Here is a 22800-nt window from a genome sequence, read left to right as displayed (position 1 = left end):
GGCGCCATGAACGCGAACCCAGCATTCGCGGACCTGCCCCCGCGGGCGGTCTTCTTCGACCTTGATGGAACGCTTGTCGATTCGGCCCCTGATATGGCCGCAGCCGTCAATGAGCTGATGGCGCGCTACGGCTTGGCGCCGCACTCACTCGAGGCAGTGCGTGGCATGATCGGCCATGGGGTCGAGAAACTGATCGAACGAGCCTTCGCGGCTCATTCGCACGCGCTTGGCTTGGAAGATCAGAGCGCAAGCCGCGAGCAGATGAATGAAATCTATGGACGTCACCTCACCCGATTGACGACGTTGCGCCCCGGCGCAGGCAGCGCGCTGACCGCAGCTCGCAAGGCTGGGATGCGGACCGGCGTCGTCACCAACAAGCCGGAAGGGTTCTCACGCATTGTCCTGGCGCACTTCGGCTTGTCGGATGAGCTCGATGTCGTCATCGGCGGCGATGCCGGCCATCCGAAAAAACCTGCTCCCGACATGCTTCTGGCTGCCTGTCACGCATGCGGTTGCAGCAGCGCTCAGGCAGTTATGGTGGGAGATAGTTTGGCAGACGTCGGAGCCGCCAGGGCCGCGGGCATGCGCTGCATCATAGTGCGCGGCGGATATACCGAACTGGCGGCCGAAGCTCTGGGCGCTGATGGCGTTATCGACGTGCTCGACCAACTGGAATCGGTTTTCCTGAGGTAAGAAAAGGCTGTGCAATGGCTCTTCGAGCGCTTGTCTTCGACGTTGACGGCACGCTCGCGGAGACCGAGGAACTGCACCGTCAGTCGTTCAACCAGACTTTTGCCGAGCACGGGCTTGATTGGGTCTGGGACCATAGTCTGTACACCGAGTTGCTCGGCACCACGGGTGGGCGCGAGCGCATTGTTTCGTATGCAAAGAGGGTGCGGCAAAACGTCGACGCAGATCTTCTGCACGCACGAAAGACAGAAATCTATAACCTCAAGCTCAAGCAGGGTCTGATCAGCTTGAGGCCTGGCGTGGTGGAGCTGATCGAGCATGCCACGAATGAGGGGCTGATGCTTGCGATCGGGACCACCACCAGTAAGGCGAATGTGGTGTCGCTCCTTCATGAGACGCTCGGCCCAGGGTCCTTGGACCTGTTTTCCAGCATCCGTACGGGCGAGGATGTGCGCGCCAAAAAACCCGATCCTGAAGTCTATCGGCTGGTGCTTTCGGACCTTGGTCTGGAGGGTAGCGAGTGTCTTTGCATCGAGGATTCCAGGAACGGACTTATGGCTGCTCGTGGGGTCGGCATGCGCACAGTCATCACAGCCAGCCTGTTTACGTCTCACGAGGATTTCAGCGGCGCCGATCTCATCCTACGCAATCTGGCAACGCCATGGTCATCGGCTGAGTTCAACCCTTATACCTCGATGTTGAACCAGCCGCTCGAGGTGAGTCGCTTACTGCGGCGTGCCGGGAGGTCCGGCGGGCGGCGAACGGACGCTTGAACATCGCCAACGTTGTCGAGCAGGCCGCCACCCGGCCACCCAAGTTATGTTGGCGACCGCGCAAGTCGCACCCTTGTTGCGGGTTTCATGCCCTCGGGCGAGTGCGACCGGTGCCAGACCGATCACCAGTCCGCTCGTCCTCGCTGTGTGACCCGCGGTCATCGGCTCCTGCCGGGCACCGGCACCCACCCTTATGGATAGCCGGTGCAGAGGAGCACATCCAAGATCGGACGAACGTTGAGCAACCTCACATGTTCGCCACTCTGTCAGTTGCTGCAGACTTTCTTGATTCCATTGGAGGCCTGAGCCAGGCCGGAAAAATCGCTCACGCTCTCGTCGTCCGTCGGCGCCGATGAAAGTCGCACGGCGATCAGGTTGTTTGGGAGCATTGCGACCACCTGTCCGCCATAGCCCATGAACCGTGCAAAATTTCCGCTGCATCCATCAAAGGCGAAGTCATCAATCCAAAAAGAACTAAAGTATCTTTGGCCCAGACCGTTTGGTCGCCCTGTGTCCAGGCCCCACTTGTGATGGTTCGTCAAACCCTCTTGGGTCTTCTGTTGGCTAAGAACTTGGTCCCCTGAAACTGCGCCATTGTTTTGAAAGAGCCCGGCGATCTTGACGAGATCGTCAACGGTCGCATACAGCCCCTCGAACGCAAGCGGCTGCCTTTTTACGCCAAACGTGGTTGCTACAGGCAGGTCGTAGATCCCGATGTTTTCATACACCTCCCGTCGTAGCATCGACACGATATCCTTGTCGGCGCCTTCCTTCTGCTTAAGCATGCTGTCCAGGGCTGCGACAAGGACGAAGTAATCCTCGTCTCTATAGCGAACAAACTTGTCGATACCCCAGCCATAGGATCTTGGACGTGCGAGCGCCTTGCCCAGTTTCGATGCGAAATCGCCGTCGTTGTAAAATGCCATGTAGGAGTCATCATAAGGCTCGTCACCGATGTTCGCTTCAGGCTTCCCTGCCCCGTTTCCCACACCGGTCGCCATATTAAGGGCGCTGCCTAGGGTCACGTTGTCCCAAGCGGGAAAGCGTTTCGCTTCAGGCACGAGATCGCCAATCTTCATCGTGAAGATTTGGTCCCCGTATTTGGCTGCCATCCGAAGCATGGCCATGCGCGCAACCGCGGATTTCGTCGCAGACCATACGCCGAAACGTTGTCTGTCGCAGTAGGGAAGCGCACCTTCCGACGTTTGGCACCTCTTCATATAAATGGTGCCGTCAACAAAGACTGCGGTCACAACTTTCCAGTCGTCACGCATACGGCCGCCGAACTCAGCGCTTTGAGCTGTGGTTAGGCTGACCGGCAGGTTGTCCCATGATTTTACCGGCAGACGGCCGGCTTCTCGCACCCTGAAAGCCTGTTCAATGGCATGAACGTCCTGTGTCGAAATCGGTTTGACCGTCGAAACAGATGTCGCTGTTGCCTTGAAAACCGCGCCTGCCTGGAAGGGCGTGGTTCCGGTGGTTATTTGAATATGCAAGGGCGTGATATCCGCATCCTTGTACATAAATAGAGCGACGCCGTTATGGCTCTCGCCGCCTTCCACGGGGTTCATAAGTGCAAATGGGAACGATGCGCGCGTCCAGCCCGGCGGATCATGCGGTTCCGACCAAACTTTTCCGGGCTGCACAAGTATCTGCCAATAGGTCCCGGCGCCTGTGGGTTCGAAGCCACCCAGGATTTCTTGTGAAGAGGGTACGAGGGTGCTTCCGACCGTCGTGAAGCTGATTTCGAAAGCAGGAAATGCATGCAGGTCCTTGCCGTTTACCGGCGCAAGCTTGTCGCTGCTCACCATACTTGCCCCGGCAAAAGTCAGATGGCCGCTGAACGGCTTGGTGGCGTCCGAAGCATCCTTTGAGGAAACAAAGTCGTCGTTGGAGCGCAGCTGCAGCGTTGCGCTGGACTTCACGTCTTGAGCCGAAATTGGTGACGCCTTTAGATCACTGGCAGCGCCGGTAATGGCCAACGAGGCGATCCCAAGTGCCACAAAAAATTTCGCTCTCATTTCAGATTCTCCAATTCACTATTGGCATCGTTTTCAGCATTTCTACGCCTTCAATGCGAGCTGAGATCGCGCTGAAGCTGGGCTGGCGATCGTGGCGCCGAGCTTTTCCAGAAGCCATTTCGCTTTCTCGACCAGTTCGGCATTGCTCTTCACAGGCTCAGTCTTCGACATGCGGATCGTGTCCTCCATGCCGATCCGTACATGGCCCCCGAGCAGGTAGGATTGCATCAACATCGGGTAAGCGGCGCGGCCGATGCCAAAGCCTGTCCAGATCGCTTCCCGGGGCAGCATGTTGCGGGCGAACATCATGGTCTCCGGCGTCGTCGCGAAGCCGTATTTCACACCAAGCACAAGGCTTGCGAGCGGGGGACCGCGAAACACGCCGGTTGCGAGAAAGTCGTTGAGGAGATTGATGTCTCCGCTGTCGAACAGCTCGAACTCGGGCCGGACCCCACAGTCATAGATGATCTGCGCCATCTTCTTGACATTGGGGGGCGTGTTGATGACGACCTCGCTGCCGAACGTCATCGTGTTGAGATCCAAGGTGCAGATGTCAGGCCGCAGGTCGCGGATATGCTCGACGCGACGTTCGGCGGTCACGAAATTGGTCCGCGGGCCGGCAATCTTGGGGTCCTCCTCGCCGGGCTGGAACCGGCCACCAGGTCCGGTGGTGATATTCAGGATCACCTCCGTATTCTTGGCGCGGATCAGACGAACGAGCTCGCGGTAGTGATCGAGTTCCATCGACGGCCGACCGTCGGGATGGCGAACGTGAAGATGCAGGATGGACGCACCCGCATCGGCGGCCTCAAGCGCCGAGGCGGCGATTTGTTCCGGCGTGACCGGCAGATTTGCGTTGTCTTGCGGCCTTGTCAGACTACCGGTCACGGCGCAAGTAATGATGGTGTCCTTCGACATCAGGCTACTCTTTCAGCTTGCAAGGATGGCCGTGGCGGCAATCTCGACGAGAAGGCCATCGTCGATGAGTGCTCCCGCCTGCACCATCGTCGTTGCCGGTCGAATGTCGCCGAAGACGGAGCCGTGGGCTTTGCCGACGGCTTCCCAGTCGCTCATGTTGCGCAGGAAAATGCGTGTCTCGACGACATCGTCGATGGAGGCGTCGAGTTCGCGCAGCGCCGCACCGATACGCTCCAGAACCACGATGGTTTGTTGTTCCGCGTCGCCGGGGTGAAGTACGCCGTCGGGTCCAGAGGCGGAAGTGCCCGATACGACAATGATGTTTCCGGCGCGCACGGCCCGGGAGTAGCCGATCGCGGCCCCCCACTTGTTGTTCACGTCGACCTTGGCCCTTTTCAAATTCCGCTCCTTGGTTGTGAACTGGATACTGGCGGCATCATCACGAGAAAGGCAGCAATGCTCGGTCGAAGGCCCGCACGATTTCGTCGATATCGGCATCTTCCATGGCAGTGGAGAACGCCATCAACCCATTGCCTGCAATGATCACGCCTTCATCGAACAAGGCCTTGGCGAGGGCCGAAACCCGAGCGGCACCATCTGCGGCGAATGTGGAGCGGTAGTCGCTCAGCGGTGCGTCCGTCAGGTGGACACGCCGCAGCGAACCCAGCCCGGTAACCTGCCCCTTGATCCGGTGTCGGGCGAAGCAGGCACGAATACCCTGGTCGAAGCGATCACCGAGCGCCTCGAGCTTCTGGAATGCGGCTGGGGTCAATTCCTCCAGAGCGGCTATCCCTGCCGACATGGACATGGGATTGGCGCTGAATGTGCCGCCATGCGGCACCGCGGGCGGACCCTTGCTCGGATCGAACACCGACATCACCTCCGCGCGGCCGCCGATGGCGCCGATCGCGAAGCCGCCACCGATAATCTTGCCCAGCGTGGTGAAATCCGGATCGATGTCGAAACGGCCCTGCGCACCATTGTAGCCAAGGCGAAAGGTGATGACCTCGTCGAGGATCAGCAGCGCCCCAAGCTCGCGCGTAACCCGCCGCAGCATCGCCAGATATTCGGGCTTTGCCGGCACCAGCCCTGCGCGATTGGGCATGACATCGACGAGCACAGCCGCCAGGCTGTTGCCGCTGGCGCGAAGGATTGCCTCGGCTACAGGCGTGTTGTTGAAGGGAATGACGACGACATCGTCAAGCACGCCCTGGGGTGTCCCCTTGGCGGTCGGCACGGATCCCGGCCTGTCGATATCACCCCAGGTGGCGGGGCTGGCGTCCTGGCTTGTCTCGGCCGGATCGTAGGTCCCGTGGTAGGCGCCCTCGCATTTTGCAATCTTCGGTCGGCCGGTATAGGCGCGCGCCGCCTTGATGGCGTTCATCACCGCTTCAGTGCCGGAATTGGTGTAACGAAGCTGCTCGACGGAGGGCAGACGGTCGCACAGGATTTCCGACAGCCGGATCTCACTCTCGGTGGGCATGCCGAAACATGTGCCGGCTTCGAGCTGACGTGTGGCCGCCTCGAGGATCTGGCGGTTGCCATAGCCATGGATCAGAGAGGTGAAGTTCCCCAAGGCGTCGATCCGGACATGGCAATCGACATCGGTGATCCGGCAGCCATCGCCGCGCCAGGCATAGATTTGATGCGGCTTGCGATAGACGGTCGTGCGCGTGTTCCCGCCAGGCATGACCTCGCGGGCACGGGCATAGAGCTTTTCGGAATTTGGCGTCGCTGGTGCTGACATGAGGTCGCTCATCACTTGGTTCTACGTGGCAAGATTGATCCGCTCGCGACGCAAGCTCGACTGGCTGTTGTCAAATTCTTGAGCAAAACGGTGGCCCGAATAGACGGCGGCATAGATGGCGGCCGGCGCTTCGCAATCCCCGATGCGCGAGACGCGGCGCAGTCGGCCTGCGTCACCCCTGTCAAGACGGGCGCTCAGCGCTTCAAACAGTTCGTTGCGCGGTAGCCGCGCCGTGACGAGGACAAGGGCGTCGGTCTCTCGCTGGCTCGTTGCGCCTGTTCGCGCATCGACGAAGAGGGCCTGGCCTTCACGCGTACCGGTGAGCGCCATGTGCGAGACCATTCCAACGCCACGCTCATAGAGCCGCTTTGCTGTTCGAATGTTTTCAAGCGTGTTGATCGTGAAGGAGGAGATGTCGGCCGCTGGCGTGACCAACGTCACATTATTGCCCATCAGCGCCAGCTTTTCAGCGATCACGGCGCCCATGTAATAGTGGTCGTCGTCGTAGACGATAATGCGGCCCGAAGGGATATTGCCGCCCATAATGTCGTCGGGTGTGAACACGGGCACGCTGGCCGACAGAGTAAGCGGCTTGAACGCCGCGCGCCCCACGCCATCGGCGCGCCATTGCGATCCAGTCGCCAGCACGACTTCATCGGCGTCAAACTCGAGAATTTCGGCCAATCCAAGATCGCTTTCGAGATAGATCCCGACATTCGCGAGTTTGTCGAGCTGAGTGACACGCCAGTCGCGGACCCTCAGCCACTCACGCAGGCCCGGCAGCTCGCCCTCAAGGGTCACGCGGCCACCGAGACGGCTTTGACGCTCGGCCAAGGTTACCTGGTAGCCGCGCTGACCGAGCGCCCGGGCGCATTCGAGACCCGCTGGCCCACCGCCAACCACGAGCACGGTTGCATCGCTTGATTTGGTGGAAATTCGTTCGGGATGCCAGCCGCGACGCCATTCTTCGCCCATGGTCGGGTTCTGGGTGCAGCGCAGGTTCGTCATGGCAAAATGGCTGGACACGCAGATGTTGCAGCCAATGCACTCGCGGATATCTTCGTAGCGTCCCTCCTCGATCTTCTTCGGCAAGAAGGGATCGGCGATCGAGGGGCGCGCGGCGCCAATCATGTCAAGCACGCCGCGGCGGATCAGGCTTGCCATCGTGTCGGGCGAGGTGAAGCGCCCGACCCCGACGACCGGCTTGGTGGTGACGCCCTTGATCCCGGTCATGAACGGCTCGTGGTCATTCTCCGATGCGAAGCGCGAGGTCGGCGCATCGTCGGCCCAGGTTCCAACCACGAGATCCCACAGGTCCGGCAGTTCGGCGAGCAAGCCTATGGCCTCTATCCCTTCGTCTGCGGCGCGAAGTCCTTCGGGGCCAAACACTTCATCGATGATCAGACGTACGCTCACCGCGCAGGCATCGCCGCCACCCTCTCGCGTTGCCTCGATCAATTCCTTGAGAAGGCGAACCCGGTTTTTCAGCGAGCCGCCATATTCGTCGGTGCGCTGGTTGCGGGGCGAAATGAATTGGAAGGCGATGGTGGAGAAATTGCCGTCGACATTGAGAATGTCGAAGCCGGCCTTGCGCGCCCGCTGCGCCGCGGCCTTCCACCATCCCAGCAGTGCCTTGATGTCGGACTTGTCCATGGCGCGAACCTGGACCGGATGGTGTCCGCTGACGGGTCGGTCCATCGGGCCGAGCGGCACGTCGCGGGTCATGCGATTGGCGTTGTAGTAGGCGGGATAGGCGAGTTGCACGCCGGCGAGCGAGCCGTGCTCGTGGACCGCATCGACCATCAAAGCGAGCGGTGGAATGTCGCCGTCATCCCACAGCATCTGCAGAACCTCCGGCATGAGGTCGCCTGAGGGATGAACCGAACAATGCTCGGTGTTGACCACCGCCCATCCGCCCTCGGCCTTGATACCGCGCATGGCGGCATGGGCTTGCGGTCGCAAATTGCCCATGCCGTTGCAGTGAGGTGCCTGGTAGAACCGATTGCGAGCGACAACAGGTCCGATCCGCACCGGCTCGAACAGGATATCGAAGCGTGGATCGCGCATGCATGGCTCTTTCTGTGTCTTCGCCTCAAAGAAGGACGAAGGGCGTGCTTGGTCAGGGGATGAAGCCAGTACGACCGCTAGGCGCGGATCTTGATCCAGGTTGCCTTCAGCTCGGTGTATTTGTCGATCGCATGCAGCGATTTGTCCCGTCCGAAGCCCGACTGCTTGTAGCCGCCAAAGGGCATTGTAATGTTGCTCTCATCAAAGTTGTTGATCCAGACCGAGCCCGCTCTCAGCCGGCGAGCGGTGGACAGCGCGACGTCGATGTTGTCGGTCCATACAGCTGCGGCCAGGCCATAGATGGTGTCGTTGGCGAGCGCGACGGCCTCCTCCGCCCCGCAAAAGGAGATGGTGGCAAGGACGGGGCCGAAGATCTCCTCTTGCGCAATCCGCATCTTGTTGCTGACATTGTCGAAAACGGTCGGCTCGATGTAGTAGCCGCCGGTCTCGCTAAGGACACGTTTGCCGCCGGCCTTGAGCTCGGCCCCTTCCCTGGCGCCTATATCGATATAGTCGAGCACACGATCCATTTGTACCTGGCTGACCATGGCGCCCAGCTTCGTGGCTGTATCGAGGGGATCGCCAACGATCAGCGTTTTCCCGACAGCAATCACCTTCTCGAGAAAGACGTCCTTGATCTTGGCGTCCACGAGAAGACGTGAACCGGCGTTGCAGACCTCACCCTGGTTGAAGAAGATGCCGTAGGCCGCCGCTGTCGCGGCTTCGTCGAGGTTGCCGCAATCGGCCATGACGATATGCGGGGTTTTGCCCCCGCATTCGAGTGCCACGCGTTTCATGTTCGACTGGGCGGAATAGCTCATGAAGAGCTTGCCGACCTCGGTCGAACCAGTGAAGGTCACCGCATCGACATCCATGTGCAGGCCAAGCGCCTTGCCCGCGGTTTCGCCAAGGCCGGTGACCACGTTGAACACGCCATCGGGAATACCGGCTTCCGCCGCGAGTTCGGCAAGCCTGATCGCCGAGAGCGGCGACTGCTCGGCAGGCTTGAGAATGACCGAGTTGCCTGCTGCGAGCGCTGGCCCAAGTTTCCAGCATGCCATCAGCAAAGGAAAGTTCCAGGGGACGACCGCCGCCACGACGCCGACAGGCTCACGCGTAATCATGCCCAGAGCACCGCTTCCGGTCGGAGCAATCTCGTCGTAGATCTTGTCGATCGCCTCGGCGTACCAGGCGATCGTATTGGCCGAAGCCGGAACGTCGATTGAGCGCGCGTCCGAGATCGGCTTGCCCATGTTCAACGTCTCGAGCAAGGCGAGCTCATCACCGTGCTGATGCATCAGCTCCGCGAAGCGCTGCAGCACTTTCTTGCGTTCGCTGGGCGAGCGCCGCGACCAGGAGCCAGATTCGAACGCGCCGCGCGCGGAGCGCACCGCCAGGTCGACATCCGCAGCGTCGCACGAGGCTATCTGGGCAAGCGTTGTTCCATTGGCGGGATTGATCGCGTCGAACACCCCACCCGACACCGCGTCGACGAATTTTCCGCCAATGAATGCCTGTTTGCGGAGATTGAGATTTGACGCGGCCTGCCGCCAGTCGATCGCACTCATGGAATCTGCCTTTCTCGATAATCGATACCTATAATCAATTAATGAGAAACTAGACCTGTTGCCTGGTGACTGTCAACACAAGATCGAAATGTTCCGCAATTATTTTCCTGAAGACGAACACCATCCGGCGACGTTCGCGAGATATTCCTTGCGAAATAACCCGCAAACAATGCGCGCAAAACACATTTTATAGTAAAACGTGCAAACAAGCGCTTCGGTTACTACCGAACGCTGCCGACCGAACGATACTTTTCTGGATTCAGGCCGTTCTTTGCAACGTTTGCCGGAATTGTTTCTCCAGGAGCTTGGAAAGTTTCTCCGCCAGCCGCTTGACCACCGCGACGTTGGTTTCTCGGTTGGTATCGATAATTCCCTGAATCGTGCCCGTCACGCACAGGCTATGCTGCGTGCGCTGCCCATCGATCCTGATCGGTGCGGCGATCGCGGCAAATCCGTCGACGTCTTCTCCGATACAATAGGCCACGCCGGTTTTGCGCACGAGTTGCAGTTCTTCCACGAGGGCGGCGAAGTCGACTTTGGTGGCAGCCGTGAACCGCTTGAGCGGCTTGTCGAGCACCGAAGCTATGAAGTTCGGATCCTGAAAGGCGAGGATTGCCTTGGCCGAGGCGCCGGCGTGCGCAGGGATTTCGTGCCCCGGGACGATGTAGGCCCTGACCAGATCGCCGGGCGCGACCATGTCGAGGCTGCGCACGCTGTCGCCCGACAGTCGCGCGATGAAGCAGGCCTGGCCGGTTTTTTCTGAAAGTTCTTGCAAGGTCGGACGCGCAACGACCTTGAACCAGTCGTCGCTCGCACCTGAAAAGAGCAGTCTTTCCAACCGTCGCCCAAGCTTGAAATTGGCCGCGCTTGGCCCGCTCTGCTCGATCAGTTCAACATCAGCCAAGCTCTTCATCAGCCTGTAGGCCGAGGCTTTCGGCAGATCGAGCATCTCGCCGACGGAGGTTCCCGAGACACCGCCGGGGAAGCCGGCGACGATCTCAAGAATACGCACATAGCGCTCAAGCGGCTTTTCAGTGGCCGGTTTGCCCGTCGGAGTTTTTGCCATGATGTATGCGCTCTAGCCCCTTGCGATTCGATCATCATGCCAGTCGAAATAGCGCATAGCCAAGGGCACGAACCACGGCGATCCGTTAAAGAATGGCACCGTGGGAAATTTTTCGACATCGAAGGCCGAAGACATGTCTCCCCGTTGAAGAATCCGGGCCGCAAGCTTCTCCCCGAAATGTGTTCCAAGGGGAATGCCTGCAAAGTTGTACCCGAGAGCGAATTGTACGCCGTCCTTGACGCCGATATGGGGCATGAAATCGAAAGTACCCGCGCAGTGCCCGGTCCAGGCGCGACTGAGGCGCACACCCTCAAGATCAGGGAGGATTCTCACAAGGCGATCTCGGAGCGTGCCTGCAAGCGGCGTCGCCGTCGGGCTCGCCGTGCCAGTCATGCCGCCAAACAGAATGCGGCTTGAATCAGGTGCCGGGCGAATGAAATCGATGTTCATCCTGGTGTCGAGATAGGTGCGGCGGCGCGGCATCACCTTGTCGATCGTTTCGGGGGGCAACAGCTCGGTCGCGACAACAAAACCACGGAAAGGGATGACACGCCGTGCAAGCCACTTCAGATCGCGGCTCGTATAGCCATTGGTGGCGACAATGACATGAGGGGCAACGACGTTTCCTCTCGACGTATGAACGATCTTCCCGCTCGCACCGTGCTCGATGCCCACGACATTGGTGAGAGGATGCAGCCTGACCCCGGCCTCAAGCACCTTGGAGACAAGGCCAGCGTGATAAAGCCCGGGGTGAATCGAACCGAGATCGGGGATGACCGCCCCGCCATGGTATCTGTCGGAGGCGATTTCCGTGCGGACGTCCTGCTTCTCGACAACCGAATAGTCGAACCCGACGGCTTGCCGCGTCTGTTCGAGTTCGCCAATCAAAGCTTGAAAATGGGCTTTCGAATTGGCGGCAATGAACCGGCCGCAGGTCTGGTAATGGCACTTGATGCGCTCACGCTCGACGAAGGCCGCAACACCGCGCAAAGCCGCATCAAGCTCGCGATAGACCCGCACCGCGTGGTCGCGCCCAGACTTTGCCGCCAGCCATTCGACGGACCGCTTGAGCGTGCGGCCAACGAAACCGGCATTGCGGCGTGCAGCGCCTTCGCCGATCCTCTGCGCATCGAGAACCGCGACGTCACAACCCGCGCGGGCCAGATGCAGCGCTGCGACCAGGCCCGTGATGCCACCGCCAACGATGACCACATCAGCCCGGCCATCAAGGCTGATCTGTCCAGTGTTCTCGTCGACGTCGGGCAACGGCGCCGCCGACCACCAATAGGGCTCTTCTAGATAATCGTCGGCGAACAATCCGGCTTGCGCCGCAGCAGCCGTCCTGGGGTCCTGCGACATGACATGCAGCATCAATTTACCTATTTTTGTTGGCGTTGTAGGCGATAGCCATCAGGCAAGTCGTCAGTATGATCATCACCGTGGCGGCGGCCAGGATCGTTGGATCGAGCTGTTCACGCAGGCCAGTGAACATTTGCTTTGGCAGCGTGCGCTGCTGGGGTCCGGCAATGAAAAGCACCATCACCACTTCGTCGAATGACGAGGCGAAAGCGAAGATCGCTCCCGCCGCCACGCCTGGCGCGATAATTGGAAGCATGACGGTTCGAAATGCCGTCACGCGGCCGGCGCCGAGACCTGCCGCGGCCCGCATCAGGTTGAAGTCGAAGCGCGTCAGCGTCGCCGTCACGGTGATGACAACAAAGGGCGAAGCCAAAATGGTGTGTGCAATAACGACACCGGCGTAGGAATAGTTGAGGCCGAGCGGCGAAAAGAAGATGAACAGTCCGAGGCCCAGCACGACGACGGGGACGATCATCGGTGAAATTGCAAGCGCCATCACGGCGGTGCGCAAAGGGAACCGCGGATTGACGAGCCCGATCGCCGTGAGCGTACCCAAAGTTGTGGCGACCACGGTGGTCGAAATTGCAATCACCAGACTGTTGACCATTGCTCCGGTCCACAAAGGTGAGGAGAAAAGCTCCACGAACCAGCGTAGAGACAACGCCCGGAATGGGTAGGTAAACCAGGGATCGGCATTGAGCGAAATTGGCAGAGCGACTGCCAGCGGCAGCATCAGCAAGAGAAGTGCGATACCAACAAATCCGTAAAGCGGTATACGAATGTAGGCGGGAAACTCAGTGTAGACGCGGCGGCCCATATTCATATCCGATCCGACGAGTGACGCGCGACATGTCGCGCAAGGGGCAGAGCAACGAGGCCGGCCCCCAAGATGAGTATGACGCTGAGGGCCGAAGCAAGCCCCCAATTCAGATCCTCATTGGTAAACCTGGCAATGAAGAAGCTCACCATCTGATCGGACGGTCCACCCACCAATGCGGGCGTCAAATAAAAGCCAAGGCACAAAACGAAGGTGAGAAGTCCGCCGGCGGCAATGCCTGGAACCGCCTGCGGCAGAAAAATCGTTGCATGGGCCCGGAGTGGCCCTGCCCCAAGGTTCCGAGCGGCCTTGACCTGGTTCGTCGGGATCGCCCGCATCACGCTGATCATGGGCAAGACCGTGAACGGCAACTGAATCTGGATCATCGCGATAATGGTCGCCATGCGGGTGTAAAGGAGGGGCAGCGGCTCTGATATTATTCCCGTTCCAGCCAGCGTGTTGTTGAGAACGCCGTTGGTCTGAAGGAAGACGATCCACGACATTGTTCGCACGAGCAGCGAGGTCCAGAACGGCAGGAGAATGAAGAACAGGAGGACTGCGGCTGTGCGCCCACTGGCATTGGCTATGACGTAGGCGACTGGGTATCCGATCAAGATCGTGAGCCCCGTCACAACAAGGCTGATCAGGATCGTCCTTAGATAGATCGACCGGAAATCATAACTGGTTTCCTGAGACAAGCGACCATCGGCTTCGATCTTTACGGGAAAGCCTGTCGCCCAGCGCAAATAGAAGGCGCTGTAGCGACCGTTATAGTGCTTGATGATGCTCCACACACCGCTCTGTCCCCAGGCCGGGTCCGCCTTGATCAATTGGGCCTTCCAGGCCTGCGGGTCGGCGCGGTCGAAATCCTCCGACAGGAGCCGCTGGGCACCCAGGACGATGTTTGCCCCACGCGACAATTCATAACCTATCCGACGGCCGAGCGGGCGGACTGACCCAGCATGGCCCGCGGCCTCTAGCTCCTGACCAAGGGTCATGTAGACGGCGCTGAGCGGCACATCATCTCCGTCCCAGGCCTGAAGCGCCTGCGTTGTCAGCGGCAAGGCTCTGGTGATTTCCCCATCAGATATCGCCGTATGAACGATCGAACCTATCGGGATCACCAGAAACAGAAACAGAAAAATCAGGAGCGGCGCGGCCGGAAGCGCAGCCCGAGCTGCCCTGCGGTGGTTGTCGCTCCTGATCGACGGACGAACGACACGCACCGAGGGTGACGCGGCCTTTGCAGCAGGGGTTTCATTCTGCGTCATCATCAGGCCCACGTCACCGTACGGTAGTGTCACGCCAGAACTCCCGTCACTTGGCTTACTGGGAAATCCAGCTGGAGAAGCGGGCGTTCAGCGCGTCACCGTTTTTGGCCCAAAATGCGCCATCCTGCGCCAAGGCGCCCTCGCTGTTTTGCGGGGCAGACGGCAAGTTCGGCAGCACGTCCTTGGCGACCAGGGCGCCGGCAGCCTTTACGGTTGGACCGTATGCGATGTAGTTGCTCAAGGTGGCGTTGACATCCGGCTTGACGCTGAAGGCCACGAACTGCTTGGCGGCTGCAAGGTTCTTCGACCCGGATGGGATAACCCACATGTCAAAGCCACGGATCTGATTGGTCCAGGCGATCCCAAGATCGGCATTTTCCTTGGCGTTGGCGTCAGCTATGCGGCCGTTCCAGGCCAGCGCCATCTTCACCTCGCCGGATTTGAGCAACTGCGGCGGTTGGGCGCCGGCCTCCCACCAGACGATGTCCTTCTTGATCGTGTCGAGCTTCTTGAAGGCTCTATCAACGCCTGCGGGCGTTGCCAGCGTGGCATAGACGTCCGACGCCGCAACACCGTCCGCGAGCAGGGCGAGTTCGAGCGTGTCCACCGGACTCTTGCGCAAGCCGCGTTTGCCTGGGAAGGTCTTGGTGTCGAAAATGTCGGTCAATTTGGCAGGGGCCTGCGGGAACGCCTGCTTCTGAAACGCCAGGATCGTGGCGTAGACGCTCGTTCCCACCGCGCAATCGGTAAGGGCGCCATCGACGAGACCCGCGGACTTGAAAGCCGCGTCAGCACCAATCTTCTCAAGCAATCCCTGGTCGCAGGCGGTCGCCCCTGTTTGCGGATCGACGTCGATGACGTCCCAGGCAACATTGCCGCTATCGACCATGGCACGCAGCTTGGCCAGTTCGCCGCTCCAGGTGTCCTGGGTGACGGTGATGTTGTTGGCTTTTGCATAAGGATCGAGAAATGCCTTCGTCTGTGCTTCCTGCAGAGCTCCACCCCAGGAAACGACGGTCAGACCGTCTGCCAGGGCTGGAAAACTGACCGCGGTCAGGGCAAGCCCGACAAGGAACGATTGTTTGAATGAACGTGCTCGTGGCATGTGATGTCCTCTCTGGATTTCGGTTGTGTTATCTGCCGTCAAGCGCCCAGGCATCGCGGGGCTCCCAGTCGAGAAGGACAGGACTGCCCATCTCCATCTGGATTCCCAACGATGATGAGCTCTTCGCAATCAACCGTTCCCCGCCCGGCAGTTCGACGTGGATCCGGAACTGGTCGCCGCAGTAGATGATGTCGCTGACCTGCCCGCTGAGCGTAGCGGCGCGGTTCTGCCCGGTGATGCGGACGCTCTCCGGCCTGATGGCGATCGTGGCTTGCTGATCAACCTTCGTGTGAACGCTGCTGCGCGCCCAAATTTCCTGGCCGCCGGCGAGCCTTGCGCGCGCCAGGTCGCCTTCGATCGAGACGACTTTCGCGTCAAGGCAGTTGTTGTCGCCGACGAACTCCGCCACGAAGCGGCTAGCGGGATGGCCGTAGATATCTTGCGCCGAACCGATCTGCTGGATGCGGCCGTCGTTGAAAATGGCGATCCTGTCGGACATCGTCAGCGCTTCGTGCTGATCGTGCGTCACATAGACCACCGTCAGGTCAAGCCGATCGGCGATCCGGCGGATTTCGAGCTGCAAATCTTCGCGCAGCTTCTTGTCCAAGGCGCCGAGCGGCTCATCCATCAGCACCAGGCTGGGTTCGAAGACGAGCGCTCGAGCAAGCGCGACCCTTTGTTGCTGACCGCCCGACAAGGCCGTGGGCTTGCGTTGCGCCAGGTCCGAAAGTTGGACCATCGCCAGCGCTTCGCCGACGCGCGTGGCGATCTGCTGCCTGGAGGAGCCGCGCACCCGCAACGAATAACCAACATTCTCAGCGACCGTCATATGCGGGAAGAGGGCATAGTTCTGGAACACCATGCCGATGTTCCGCTTTTCGGGCGGCTTGTCCTGGATCGGTCGCCCGTCGAGCGTGATTTCACCGCCTGACGGATATTCGAAGCCGGCGAGCATCATCAGCGTCGTCGTCTTGCCCGATCCAGAAGGACCCAGAAGCGTCAGGAATTCGCCCTTCGCGATCTCAAGGTCGAGATCGCGAACCACGAAGCTGTGGCCATCATAGGTTTTGGATATGCCGGTCATGCCGACATGCATCGGGTGGTGAACCATGGCTGAAGGCCCTTCTCCCATTCCCTTGTTCTCGATTATTGAGAACCATTATTGAATATCGAGAACAGAAGCATCCGTTCTTATCGACGTCAATCCCTTTGCTCAAATTCTGATCTCTTGAAGCTATTGCAGTCGCATTGTGCATCGCAGCATTTTCGACGCAGGATGAGTCCTCGCGCAGGGGCCGGCCTGTAAGCCACTTTCTCGACGGAAATTCGCGCTCTTTGCAGCCCGAAAAAAACGGGGTCAGATTCTGCGTGGGCGATTGTCTTGGAAGCTCGTTGACCGTCGGCCGTCCGCGGACGATCAGGCTGCTGTTCAAATTCTATGCAGGAGGGACCTACCTGCAGCCCGCACCCAAGATCGCTTTGAATGAAACAGCTTGCCCCGCGAAGTGACTTTGCCGGCAGCGTGAGCCTGGCAGGCGGGGACCGATACCCGTCGGCGTCTACCTGGAGAGAAGCTATGTATAGGGGACCGCAATCAACTTGATCGCGGCGAACCTCGGCTTGTTACTCTACCTTCCCAGAAGATTGCGTTCGACGGTTCTCAGATGCGCTTGCATCGCGTTTTTCGCCCCTTCCGGATCGCGGTGAATCAGGCAATCCAGAATCACTTGGTGCTCGTCGCAGTAGGCTTGGCGCCGTTCTTCCGAGAACGAACGCTTCTTCATTTCGAACCAGGGTGACTGGTTGCGAATGGCGCGCATGAGATTGTGGATTTCTTTCAGGAAGTCATTGCGGCAGCACGCGAACACCCGGTGATGAAATTCGGCGTCCCAGTGTTCGAAATCCGGCATGTCCCTGGCGTCCCAGGCAGTCTGGTGCGCTTCGCGCACCGCGTTGAGCTCGGTCGCGCTGGCGTTGGTCGCGGCAAAGGCAGCCGCTGCCGGCTCGAGCAACTGCCTGATTTCCATCATGTCGGCGGGGCTGGTGCCCTCCATCCGCGCGACCATCGATGCGATCGACGCCGGGTTGGTCGCCGTCAGAAAGGTGCCCCGCCCGACATGCCGCACGACTGTTCCGTCACCCTCCAGGAAGCCGACGGCGCGGCGCACGGTATTGCGCGCGACGCCGAATTCGACCGCGAGGTCACGCTCGGGCGGCATACGGCCGTCCTCAAGCCACTCGCCGGAGGAAATCCGCTTCTTGAGCATAGTGGCAATATCGTTGGCGACGAGTTTCGGCATTCGGTAAGGTCTTTTATCTGATCCAATGTTGAACCAATATTATCAACCGATTGCCGTCTGGTCCAGTGCCCAGTTGCGATTCAGGCTCAACATCACGGCATTTCGTCGGGTTGACGGACGAAACCCTCTTGCCGCATGGACCAATCAGCGCTAGCGTGTAGTGAAAGGGCCAGTATTGGTTCATAAAAGGTTCAGGGAGGAATCGAATGCGGGTCGCGACTTTTTCGATCGCCGGCGAACGTCGCGTGGGTCTTGTCGATCTTGATGCCCGGACCGTGGCACCCTTCGATTTCACCGTCGATCAGGCGAAGAACGGCATCCTGGCCTTGATCGAGCGCAATGGCGCCGGCGTGCCGCGCACCCTGTCGCCGATCCCGCTGGCGCAGGTCGAGATCGAAGCGCCGATCCCGCAACCGCGCCGCAACATCTTCTGCGTCGGCAAGAACTATCACGAGCATGCGCATGAGTTCGCCCGCAGCGGTTTCGATTCCAGTGCTGGCGCCGGAGCGATCCCGAAACATCCGATCATCTTTTCAAAAGTGCCGGAATCGGTGGTCGCCAACCATGCCAATGTGCTGATCGATTCCTCCGTCTCGACGGCCATTGACTACGAGGCGGAACTCGCCGTCATCATCGGCAAGGGCGGGCGCGGTATCTCCAGGGAAAACGCACTCGACCATGTCTGGGGCTACACGATCGTCAACGACGTCACCGCGCGTGACCTGCAAGGCAAATACAGCCAGTGGCTAATCGGCAAGTCGCAGGACACGTTCTGTCCGATGGGGCCATGGGCGGTGACCAGGGATGAACTCGACCTGGCCACCGCCGGCATCCGCTGCTTCGTCAATGAAGACCTGCGCCAGGATTCCCGGATTTCGCTGCTCATCTTCGACATCCCGACCATCATCGCGACGCTGTCGCAAGGCATCACGCTGAAACCCGGAGACATTATCGCAACTGGCACGCCGGTCGGCGTCGGCATCGGCTTTGATCCGCCCAAATATCTCAAGGCCGGTGACGTCGTGCGCATCGAGATCGACGGCATCGGCACGCTGGAAAACCGCTTTGCGGAGCACGTGCAATGACGACAGTGACGGTTGGCCAAGTCGTCGCGGAGGTTGTCGGCGAAGGCACGGCCGTGGTGATGATCCATGGTCTCGGCGGCACGTCGAACATGTTCCAGCCGCAGATGGCAGCACTTTCCGGCTATCGCGTCATCCGGCTCGACCTGCCGGGCTCCGGCCGCTCGCCGTGCCCGATCGAGCAGCTCACCATCGAGGGGATGAGTGAGGCAGTCATCCGCGCCATGGCCGGCATGGGGGTCGCATCCGCGCATTTCGTCGGTCATTCGATGGGCACCATCGTGTGTCAGCAGATCGCCGCAACGCAGCCCGCGCTGGTCACCTCGCTGACGCTCTTTGGCGCGCTGGCGGAACCGGCCGAGGCGACGAGGCAAGGCCTCGCCAACCGGGCACGGCTGGCGCGCTCGGGCGGCATTGCCGATATCGCCGACCAGATCGTCGCCAACGCGATCTCGGCGCACACCAGGGAGACTTCGCCGGCCGCTGTCGCCTTCGTGCGGGAATCGATCACGCGCCAGGACCCTGAATCCTATGCCCGCACCTGCGAGGCGCTGGCCAAGGCGACCGCAGTCGACGCGCGGCGGATCTCGGCGCCGACACTGCTCGTCACCGGCGATGCCGACACGGTCAATCCGGCGGGTGTCGGCCAGGCGCTTGCCGACAGGATCAAGGGAGCCATATTCTCGTCGCTTGATCGGTGCGGGCATTGGGCCACGGTCGAAAGCCCGCGCGAAAGCAGCTCGAAGCTCGCCGACTTTTTGAGACGGGTTGATAGGTAAGGATTTCTGATCGGGCGTAGAACTACGCGCTCGGCAAGTTGGGAGGCTTGTGATGGCAGACGACAACTGGAACGCAAACGGCTCGGGCAGCACGCTGTTCACCAATGTGCGCGTGCTCGACGCCACGGGTGAATATCCGTACACCGGTGAGGTGCTGGTGCAGGGCAACCGCATCAAGCAGATCACCAAGGGCTCGTCGCGCTTCGGCTCGGCTTCGTCCTCCTCCTACAGCGGTGGCGCAACAGGGGGCGCAACGGTGATCGACGGCATGGGCGCGACGCTGATGCCGGGCATGATCGACGCACATCTGCATCTGTCCTGGAACAACGCCCCCGGCATCGACCCCATCCAGATGATGGAAATCGAAGAACATATGCTGGTCACCATGGAGATGGCCAAGCTGGTGCTCGACGCCGGCTTCACCGCCGGCCGCGGTGCTGCCGCCGCCAAGCCGCGTCTCGACGTCGTTGCGAAAAAATTCATCAACCAGGGCCGCTTCCCAGGGCCGCGCTATCTTGCGGCGGGGCCGGAAATCACCACGGTCGGAGGGCTTGGCGATTCCTCGCCCTCCCATATCCCCCATGAAGGCCTCAATCTCGGCATCGTCGTCTCCGGCCCCGAGGAAATCCGCCGCACCGTGCGCCAGCTGATCAAGTACGGCGTCGATTCCATCAAGCTCAATTTGTCCGGCGAGAGCATCACCGGCATGGGCGCCGAGGAAACGCCGATGTCGGAAGAGGAGGTCGCCATGGCCGCCTCCGAGGCGCGCTGCCGCAACAAGGTGCTGTCGGCGCATGCGCGCTCGTCCGGCTCAGTCAAGCAGTGCGTTCGCCACGGCATCCAGAACATCTACCACGCGTCCTTCGCCGACGAAGAAGCACTCGACATGCTCGAGGCGGTCAAGGACAACCATTTCGTCGCGCCCGGCATCGCCTGGCTGATCAACACCGCGCGCCATGCCGAGCAGTGGGGCATCAAGCCCGGCTCACCGCTTTCGCTCGAATATGAGCGCGAGCTGGAAATGTGCATCGAGACGATGAAGAAGATGCATAGGCGCGGCATCCGCGTCTGCATCGGTGGCGACTACGGCTTTGCGTGGACGCCGCAAGGCACCAACGCCAAGGACATTCAGACCTTCGTCGAGATGCTCGGCTTCTCGCCGATGGAGGCCATCCAGGCCGGCACCAAATATGGCGGCCAGATCATGAACATGGGCGACGAACTCGGCATGATCAAGGAGGGTTACCTCGCCGACCTCCTGCTGATCGACGGCGATCCGATCTCCGACGTGCGCATCCTGCAGGACAAGAACCGCATCCTCGCCATCATGAAGGACGGCAAGTTCCACAAGGCGCCGCGCATGAACGAGCAGCGTCGGCGGCTGACTGCATGAGCCTGCTCGACCAGCCATCCTCGTCATCGCTCTCGGGTGGCGGCACGACACGCGGGCAGGCCTGGGGCCTCGTCGGCCTGCTTGCCGCCGCTGTCATGGCGTGGCTGGTCTTCGCCGTCTGGCCGGATTGGCTGAACGCGATCCTGATCTCGAAGAAGGCCTTCGTCAGCGCCGTCCTCAACGGAATCACGCTGGCCGGCCTGTATTTCCTCGTCGCCAGCGGCTTCACCCTGATCTTCGGCCTGATGCGCAACGTCAATCTGGCGCACGGCTCGCTTTATCTGCTCGGCGCCTATATCGGCTACGAGGTCACCAACCGCACAGGCTACTGGCTGCTCGGCGTCGCCGCTGGTTTTGCCGCACTGGCCATCGTCGGCGTCGTCATGCAGGTTTTCGTGTTCCGCCGCCTCGAAGGCGACGACCTACGCCAGACCCTGGTCTCGATCGGCATCTCGATCGTCGCCGCCGACCTGATGCTGGCGGTGTGGGCCGGCGGCACCTATCAGATCGCCACGCCGGAATGGCTCGACGGCGCCTTGACCTTGCCGATCATCACCGCGGTGCGCTCCAATGGCGTCTCGGTGTTCCTCACCTATCCGCTCTACCGCGTCGTCGTGCTGGCGGCGGCCATCGTCATCGGTGTCGGCCTCTGGCTGATGCTGCACCGGACGCGCGTCGGCATGATGATCCGCGCCGGCGTCGACGACCGCGCCATGCTGCAGGCGTCCGGCGTCAACGTGCATGCGGTCTTCGCCATCGTCTTTGCGGTTGGCGCCGGCCTTGCCGGCTTTGCCGGTGTCGTCGGCGGTTCAGCGCTTTCGGTCGCGCCCGGCGAGGATGTCCGTTATCTCCTGGCCTCGCTGGTCGTGGTCATCGTCGGCGGCATGGGCTCGATCACGGGAGCTGCCATCGGCGCGCTGCTGATTGGGCTGGCCGAACAGATCGGCCTCGTCTACTTCCCGACCTACGGCATCGTGCTCACCTTCGTCATCATGGTGGTAACGCTGGCGGTCAGGCCGCAAGGCATCATGGGGAAGGCGCGATGAGCCTCGCCATCGCCACCAGCAGCGTGACGCCGCAGCAGAACTGGCTGGAGAGGCTGGGTGCCGGTCACATCATCCTGACCGTAGCACTGGTGCTCTATCCGCTGGTGGCGTCGGATTTCTTTCTGACCCAGATCGGGGGGTATTCCCTGGTCTTCGGCATGCTCGGGCTGTCGCTGATGCTGCTCGCCGGCTATGGCGGCATGGTCAGCCTGGCGCAGATCACGGTCGCCGGCATATCAGCCTATGCCATCGCCATCCTCGGCAACAACAATTCCAACGTACTTGGCTTCGGCTGGCCGTGGTGGCTGGCGGTGCCCTTCGCGGTTCTTGCGGCGGCATTGGCGTCGGCGCTGATCGGCTGGATCTCGGTGCGCACCGAGGGCATCTACACAATCATGATCACGCTGGCGATCGCCACCGCGACCTATTATTTCGCCCAGCAGAACTACGCCATCTTCAACGGCCATTCCGGCTATGCCGGCATTCGCGCGCCGGCATTCTGGGGCCTCAGTTGGCGCGACGCGAAGCCTTTCTACTATCTCTGCCTCGGCCTGGCGGTGTTGTCCTACGCAGCCGTGCTCTACGGCTCGCGCTCGACCTTCGGCATGACCTTGCAGGCGATCCGCGACAACCCGCGCCGCATGCGCGCGCTTGGCTATCACGTCACCGCGCACAAGGTCTTCGCCTGGCTGCTGCCGGCGTTATCGCCGGACTGGCCGGCGTGCTGCTGGTCTGGTTCAACGGCCGCGTCTCGCCCGGCACCATCGGCGTCGATGCCGCGATCGACGTGCTGATCAT

General features: G+C 60.7%; 20 protein-coding genes. 7 read left to right on the top strand and 13 right to left on the bottom strand.

The features are described 5' to 3' along the window. Nucleotides 1–6 precede the first annotated feature (6 nt). Nucleotides 7–693: a phosphoglycolate phosphatase gene (gene gph, locus LB569_RS09100; protein WP_224691924.1), complete on the top strand. Its 687-nt coding sequence runs from the start codon at nucleotides 7–9 to the stop codon at nucleotides 691–693. Nucleotides 694–707: 14 nt separating this feature from the next. Beyond that, on the top strand, nucleotides 708–1463 hold the full coding sequence (locus LB569_RS09095; RefSeq protein ID WP_224691923.1) for an HAD-IA family hydrolase: 756 nt from the start codon (nucleotides 708–710) through the stop codon (nucleotides 1461–1463). A 266-nt stretch (nucleotides 1464–1729) separates the two neighbouring features. Here the strand turns inward: LB569_RS09095 and LB569_RS09090 are convergent, their stop codons facing one another. From LB569_RS09090 to LB569_RS09030, 13 genes are all read right to left on the bottom strand, one after another. Further along, entirely contained in the window at nucleotides 1730–3484 is a 1755-nt protein-coding gene (locus LB569_RS09090; protein WP_224691922.1) for a serine hydrolase, read from the bottom strand. 42 nt (nucleotides 3485–3526) lie between these two features. After that, the gene (locus tag LB569_RS09085) at nucleotides 3527–4402 is read right to left on the bottom strand and encodes a 3-keto-5-aminohexanoate cleavage protein (protein ID WP_224691921.1); all 876 of its coding nucleotides are present in this window, start codon (nucleotides 4400–4402) and stop codon (nucleotides 3527–3529) included. Between the two features lie 12 nt (nucleotides 4403–4414). Further along, nucleotides 4415–4801 (bottom strand): RidA family protein, encoded by a 387-nt coding sequence (locus LB569_RS09080; protein WP_224691920.1) that lies wholly within the window; start codon nucleotides 4799–4801, stop codon nucleotides 4415–4417. A 40-nt stretch (nucleotides 4802–4841) separates the two neighbouring features. After that, nucleotides 4842–6149, bottom strand: coding sequence for an aspartate aminotransferase family protein (locus tag LB569_RS09075; RefSeq protein WP_224691919.1), 1308 nt, complete (start codon nucleotides 6147–6149; stop codon nucleotides 4842–4844). Nucleotides 6150–6170: 21 nt separating this feature from the next. Next, nucleotides 6171–8216 carry an FAD-dependent oxidoreductase gene (locus LB569_RS09070; protein ID WP_224691918.1) on the bottom strand — a complete coding sequence of 682 codons (2046 nt, stop codon included), beginning with the start codon at nucleotides 8214–8216 and terminating at the stop codon, nucleotides 6171–6173. Nucleotides 8217–8293: 77 nt separating this feature from the next. Continuing rightward, nucleotides 8294–9784 carry an aldehyde dehydrogenase gene (locus LB569_RS09065; protein WP_224691917.1) on the bottom strand — a complete coding sequence of 497 codons (1491 nt, stop codon included), beginning with the start codon at nucleotides 9782–9784 and terminating at the stop codon, nucleotides 8294–8296. A 259-nt stretch (nucleotides 9785–10043) separates the two neighbouring features. Next, the gene (locus tag LB569_RS09060) at nucleotides 10044–10850 is read right to left on the bottom strand and encodes an IclR family transcriptional regulator (RefSeq protein WP_224691916.1); all 807 of its coding nucleotides are present in this window, start codon (nucleotides 10848–10850) and stop codon (nucleotides 10044–10046) included. Between the two features lie 12 nt (nucleotides 10851–10862). Then, entirely contained in the window at nucleotides 10863–12221 is a 1359-nt protein-coding gene (locus tag LB569_RS09055; protein WP_224691915.1) for an NAD(P)/FAD-dependent oxidoreductase, read from the bottom strand. Between the two features lie 4 nt (nucleotides 12222–12225). Then, a complete protein-coding gene (locus tag LB569_RS09050) occupies nucleotides 12226–13026 on the bottom strand; it encodes an ABC transporter permease (protein ID WP_224691914.1) in 801 nt (266 codons plus the stop codon). 2 nt (nucleotides 13027–13028) lie between these two features. Beyond that, nucleotides 13029–14300 carry an ABC transporter permease gene (locus LB569_RS09045; RefSeq protein WP_224691913.1) on the bottom strand — a complete coding sequence of 424 codons (1272 nt, stop codon included), beginning with the start codon at nucleotides 14298–14300 and terminating at the stop codon, nucleotides 13029–13031. Nucleotides 14301–14352: 52 nt separating this feature from the next. After that, nucleotides 14353–15456, bottom strand: coding sequence for an ABC transporter substrate-binding protein (locus tag LB569_RS09040; RefSeq protein ID WP_224691912.1), 1104 nt, complete (start codon nucleotides 15454–15456; stop codon nucleotides 14353–14355). Further along, a complete protein-coding gene (locus tag LB569_RS09035) occupies nucleotides 15431–16513 on the bottom strand; it encodes an ABC transporter ATP-binding protein (RefSeq protein WP_224691911.1) in 1083 nt (360 codons plus the stop codon). The genes LB569_RS09040 and LB569_RS09035 overlap by 26 nt, the downstream gene beginning before the upstream one ends. Before the next feature lie 517 nt (nucleotides 16514–17030). Then, a complete protein-coding gene (locus LB569_RS09030; protein WP_224691910.1) occupies nucleotides 17031–17702 on the bottom strand; it encodes a FadR/GntR family transcriptional regulator in 672 nt (223 codons plus the stop codon). Nucleotides 17703–17908: 206 nt separating this feature from the next. Between LB569_RS09030 and LB569_RS09025 the strand changes: the two genes are divergently transcribed. From LB569_RS09025 to LB569_RS09005, 5 genes are read left to right on the top strand one after another with little or no spacing between them, the layout of a single operon-like run. After that, nucleotides 17909–18787 (top strand): fumarylacetoacetate hydrolase family protein, encoded by an 879-nt coding sequence (locus LB569_RS09025; RefSeq protein WP_224691909.1) that lies wholly within the window; start codon nucleotides 17909–17911, stop codon nucleotides 18785–18787. Continuing rightward, a complete protein-coding gene (locus tag LB569_RS09020; protein ID WP_224691908.1) occupies nucleotides 18784–19563 on the top strand; it encodes an alpha/beta fold hydrolase in 780 nt (259 codons plus the stop codon). Before LB569_RS09025 ends, LB569_RS09020 begins: the two co-directional genes overlap by 4 nt. A 52-nt stretch (nucleotides 19564–19615) precedes the next feature. Beyond that, nucleotides 19616–20956: a metal-dependent hydrolase family protein gene (locus LB569_RS09015; RefSeq protein WP_224691907.1), complete on the top strand. Its 1341-nt coding sequence runs from the start codon at nucleotides 19616–19618 to the stop codon at nucleotides 20954–20956. After that, nucleotides 20953–22002: a branched-chain amino acid ABC transporter permease gene (locus LB569_RS09010; protein ID WP_224691906.1), complete on the top strand. Its 1050-nt coding sequence runs from the start codon at nucleotides 20953–20955 to the stop codon at nucleotides 22000–22002. Before LB569_RS09015 ends, LB569_RS09010 begins: the two co-directional genes overlap by 4 nt. After that, nucleotides 21999–22796 (top strand): branched-chain amino acid ABC transporter permease, encoded by a 798-nt coding sequence (locus tag LB569_RS09005; RefSeq protein WP_224691905.1) that lies wholly within the window; start codon nucleotides 21999–22001, stop codon nucleotides 22794–22796. Before LB569_RS09010 ends, LB569_RS09005 begins: the two co-directional genes overlap by 4 nt. Nucleotides 22797–22800 lie beyond the last annotated feature (4 nt).

It is taken from the genome of Mesorhizobium sp. BH1-1-4, from assembly GCF_020165665.1.
GTDB lineage: Bacteria > Pseudomonadota > Alphaproteobacteria > Rhizobiales > Rhizobiaceae > Mesorhizobium.
This window is presented reverse-complemented; position numbering and strand designations above follow the sequence as displayed.

Coding starts and splice junctions, on each gene's coding strand:
- gph (WP_224691924.1), top strand. CDS start 7: ATGAACGCGAACCCAGCATTCGCGGACCTGCCCCCGCGGGCGGTCTTC.
- LB569_RS09095 (WP_224691923.1), top strand. CDS start 708: ATGGCTCTTCGAGCGCTTGTCTTCGACGTTGACGGCACGCTCGCGGAG.
- LB569_RS09090 (WP_224691922.1), bottom strand. CDS start 3,484: ATGAGAGCGAAATTTTTTGTGGCACTTGGGATCGCCTCGTTGGCCATT.
- LB569_RS09085 (WP_224691921.1), bottom strand. CDS start 4,402: ATGTCGAAGGACACCATCATTACTTGCGCCGTGACCGGTAGTCTGACA.
- LB569_RS09075 (WP_224691919.1), bottom strand. CDS start 6,149: ATGTCAGCACCAGCGACGCCAAATTCCGAAAAGCTCTATGCCCGTGCC.
- LB569_RS09070 (WP_224691918.1), bottom strand. CDS start 8,216: ATGCGCGATCCACGCTTCGATATCCTGTTCGAGCCGGTGCGGATCGGA.
- LB569_RS09065 (WP_224691917.1), bottom strand. CDS start 9,784: ATGAGTGCGATCGACTGGCGGCAGGCCGCGTCAAATCTCAATCTCCGC.
- LB569_RS09060 (WP_224691916.1), bottom strand. CDS start 10,850: ATGGCAAAAACTCCGACGGGCAAACCGGCCACTGAAAAGCCGCTTGAG.
- LB569_RS09055 (WP_224691915.1), bottom strand. CDS start 12,221: ATGCTGCATGTCATGTCGCAGGACCCCAGGACGGCTGCTGCGGCGCAA.
- LB569_RS09050 (WP_224691914.1), bottom strand. CDS start 13,026: ATGGGCCGCCGCGTCTACACTGAGTTTCCCGCCTACATTCGTATACCG.
- LB569_RS09045 (WP_224691913.1), bottom strand. CDS start 14,300: ATGATGACGCAGAATGAAACCCCTGCTGCAAAGGCCGCGTCACCCTCG.
- LB569_RS09040 (WP_224691912.1), bottom strand. CDS start 15,456: ATGCCTGGGCGCTTGACGGCAGATAACACAACCGAAATCCAGAGAGGA.
- LB569_RS09035 (WP_224691911.1), bottom strand. CDS start 16,513: ATGGTTCACCACCCGATGCATGTCGGCATGACCGGCATATCCAAAACC.
- LB569_RS09030 (WP_224691910.1), bottom strand. CDS start 17,702: ATGCCGAAACTCGTCGCCAACGATATTGCCACTATGCTCAAGAAGCGG.
- LB569_RS09025 (WP_224691909.1), top strand. CDS start 17,909: ATGCGGGTCGCGACTTTTTCGATCGCCGGCGAACGTCGCGTGGGTCTT.
- LB569_RS09020 (WP_224691908.1), top strand. CDS start 18,784: ATGACGACAGTGACGGTTGGCCAAGTCGTCGCGGAGGTTGTCGGCGAA.
- LB569_RS09015 (WP_224691907.1), top strand. CDS start 19,616: ATGGCAGACGACAACTGGAACGCAAACGGCTCGGGCAGCACGCTGTTC.
- LB569_RS09010 (WP_224691906.1), top strand. CDS start 20,953: ATGAGCCTGCTCGACCAGCCATCCTCGTCATCGCTCTCGGGTGGCGGC.
- LB569_RS09005 (WP_224691905.1), top strand. CDS start 21,999: ATGAGCCTCGCCATCGCCACCAGCAGCGTGACGCCGCAGCAGAACTGG.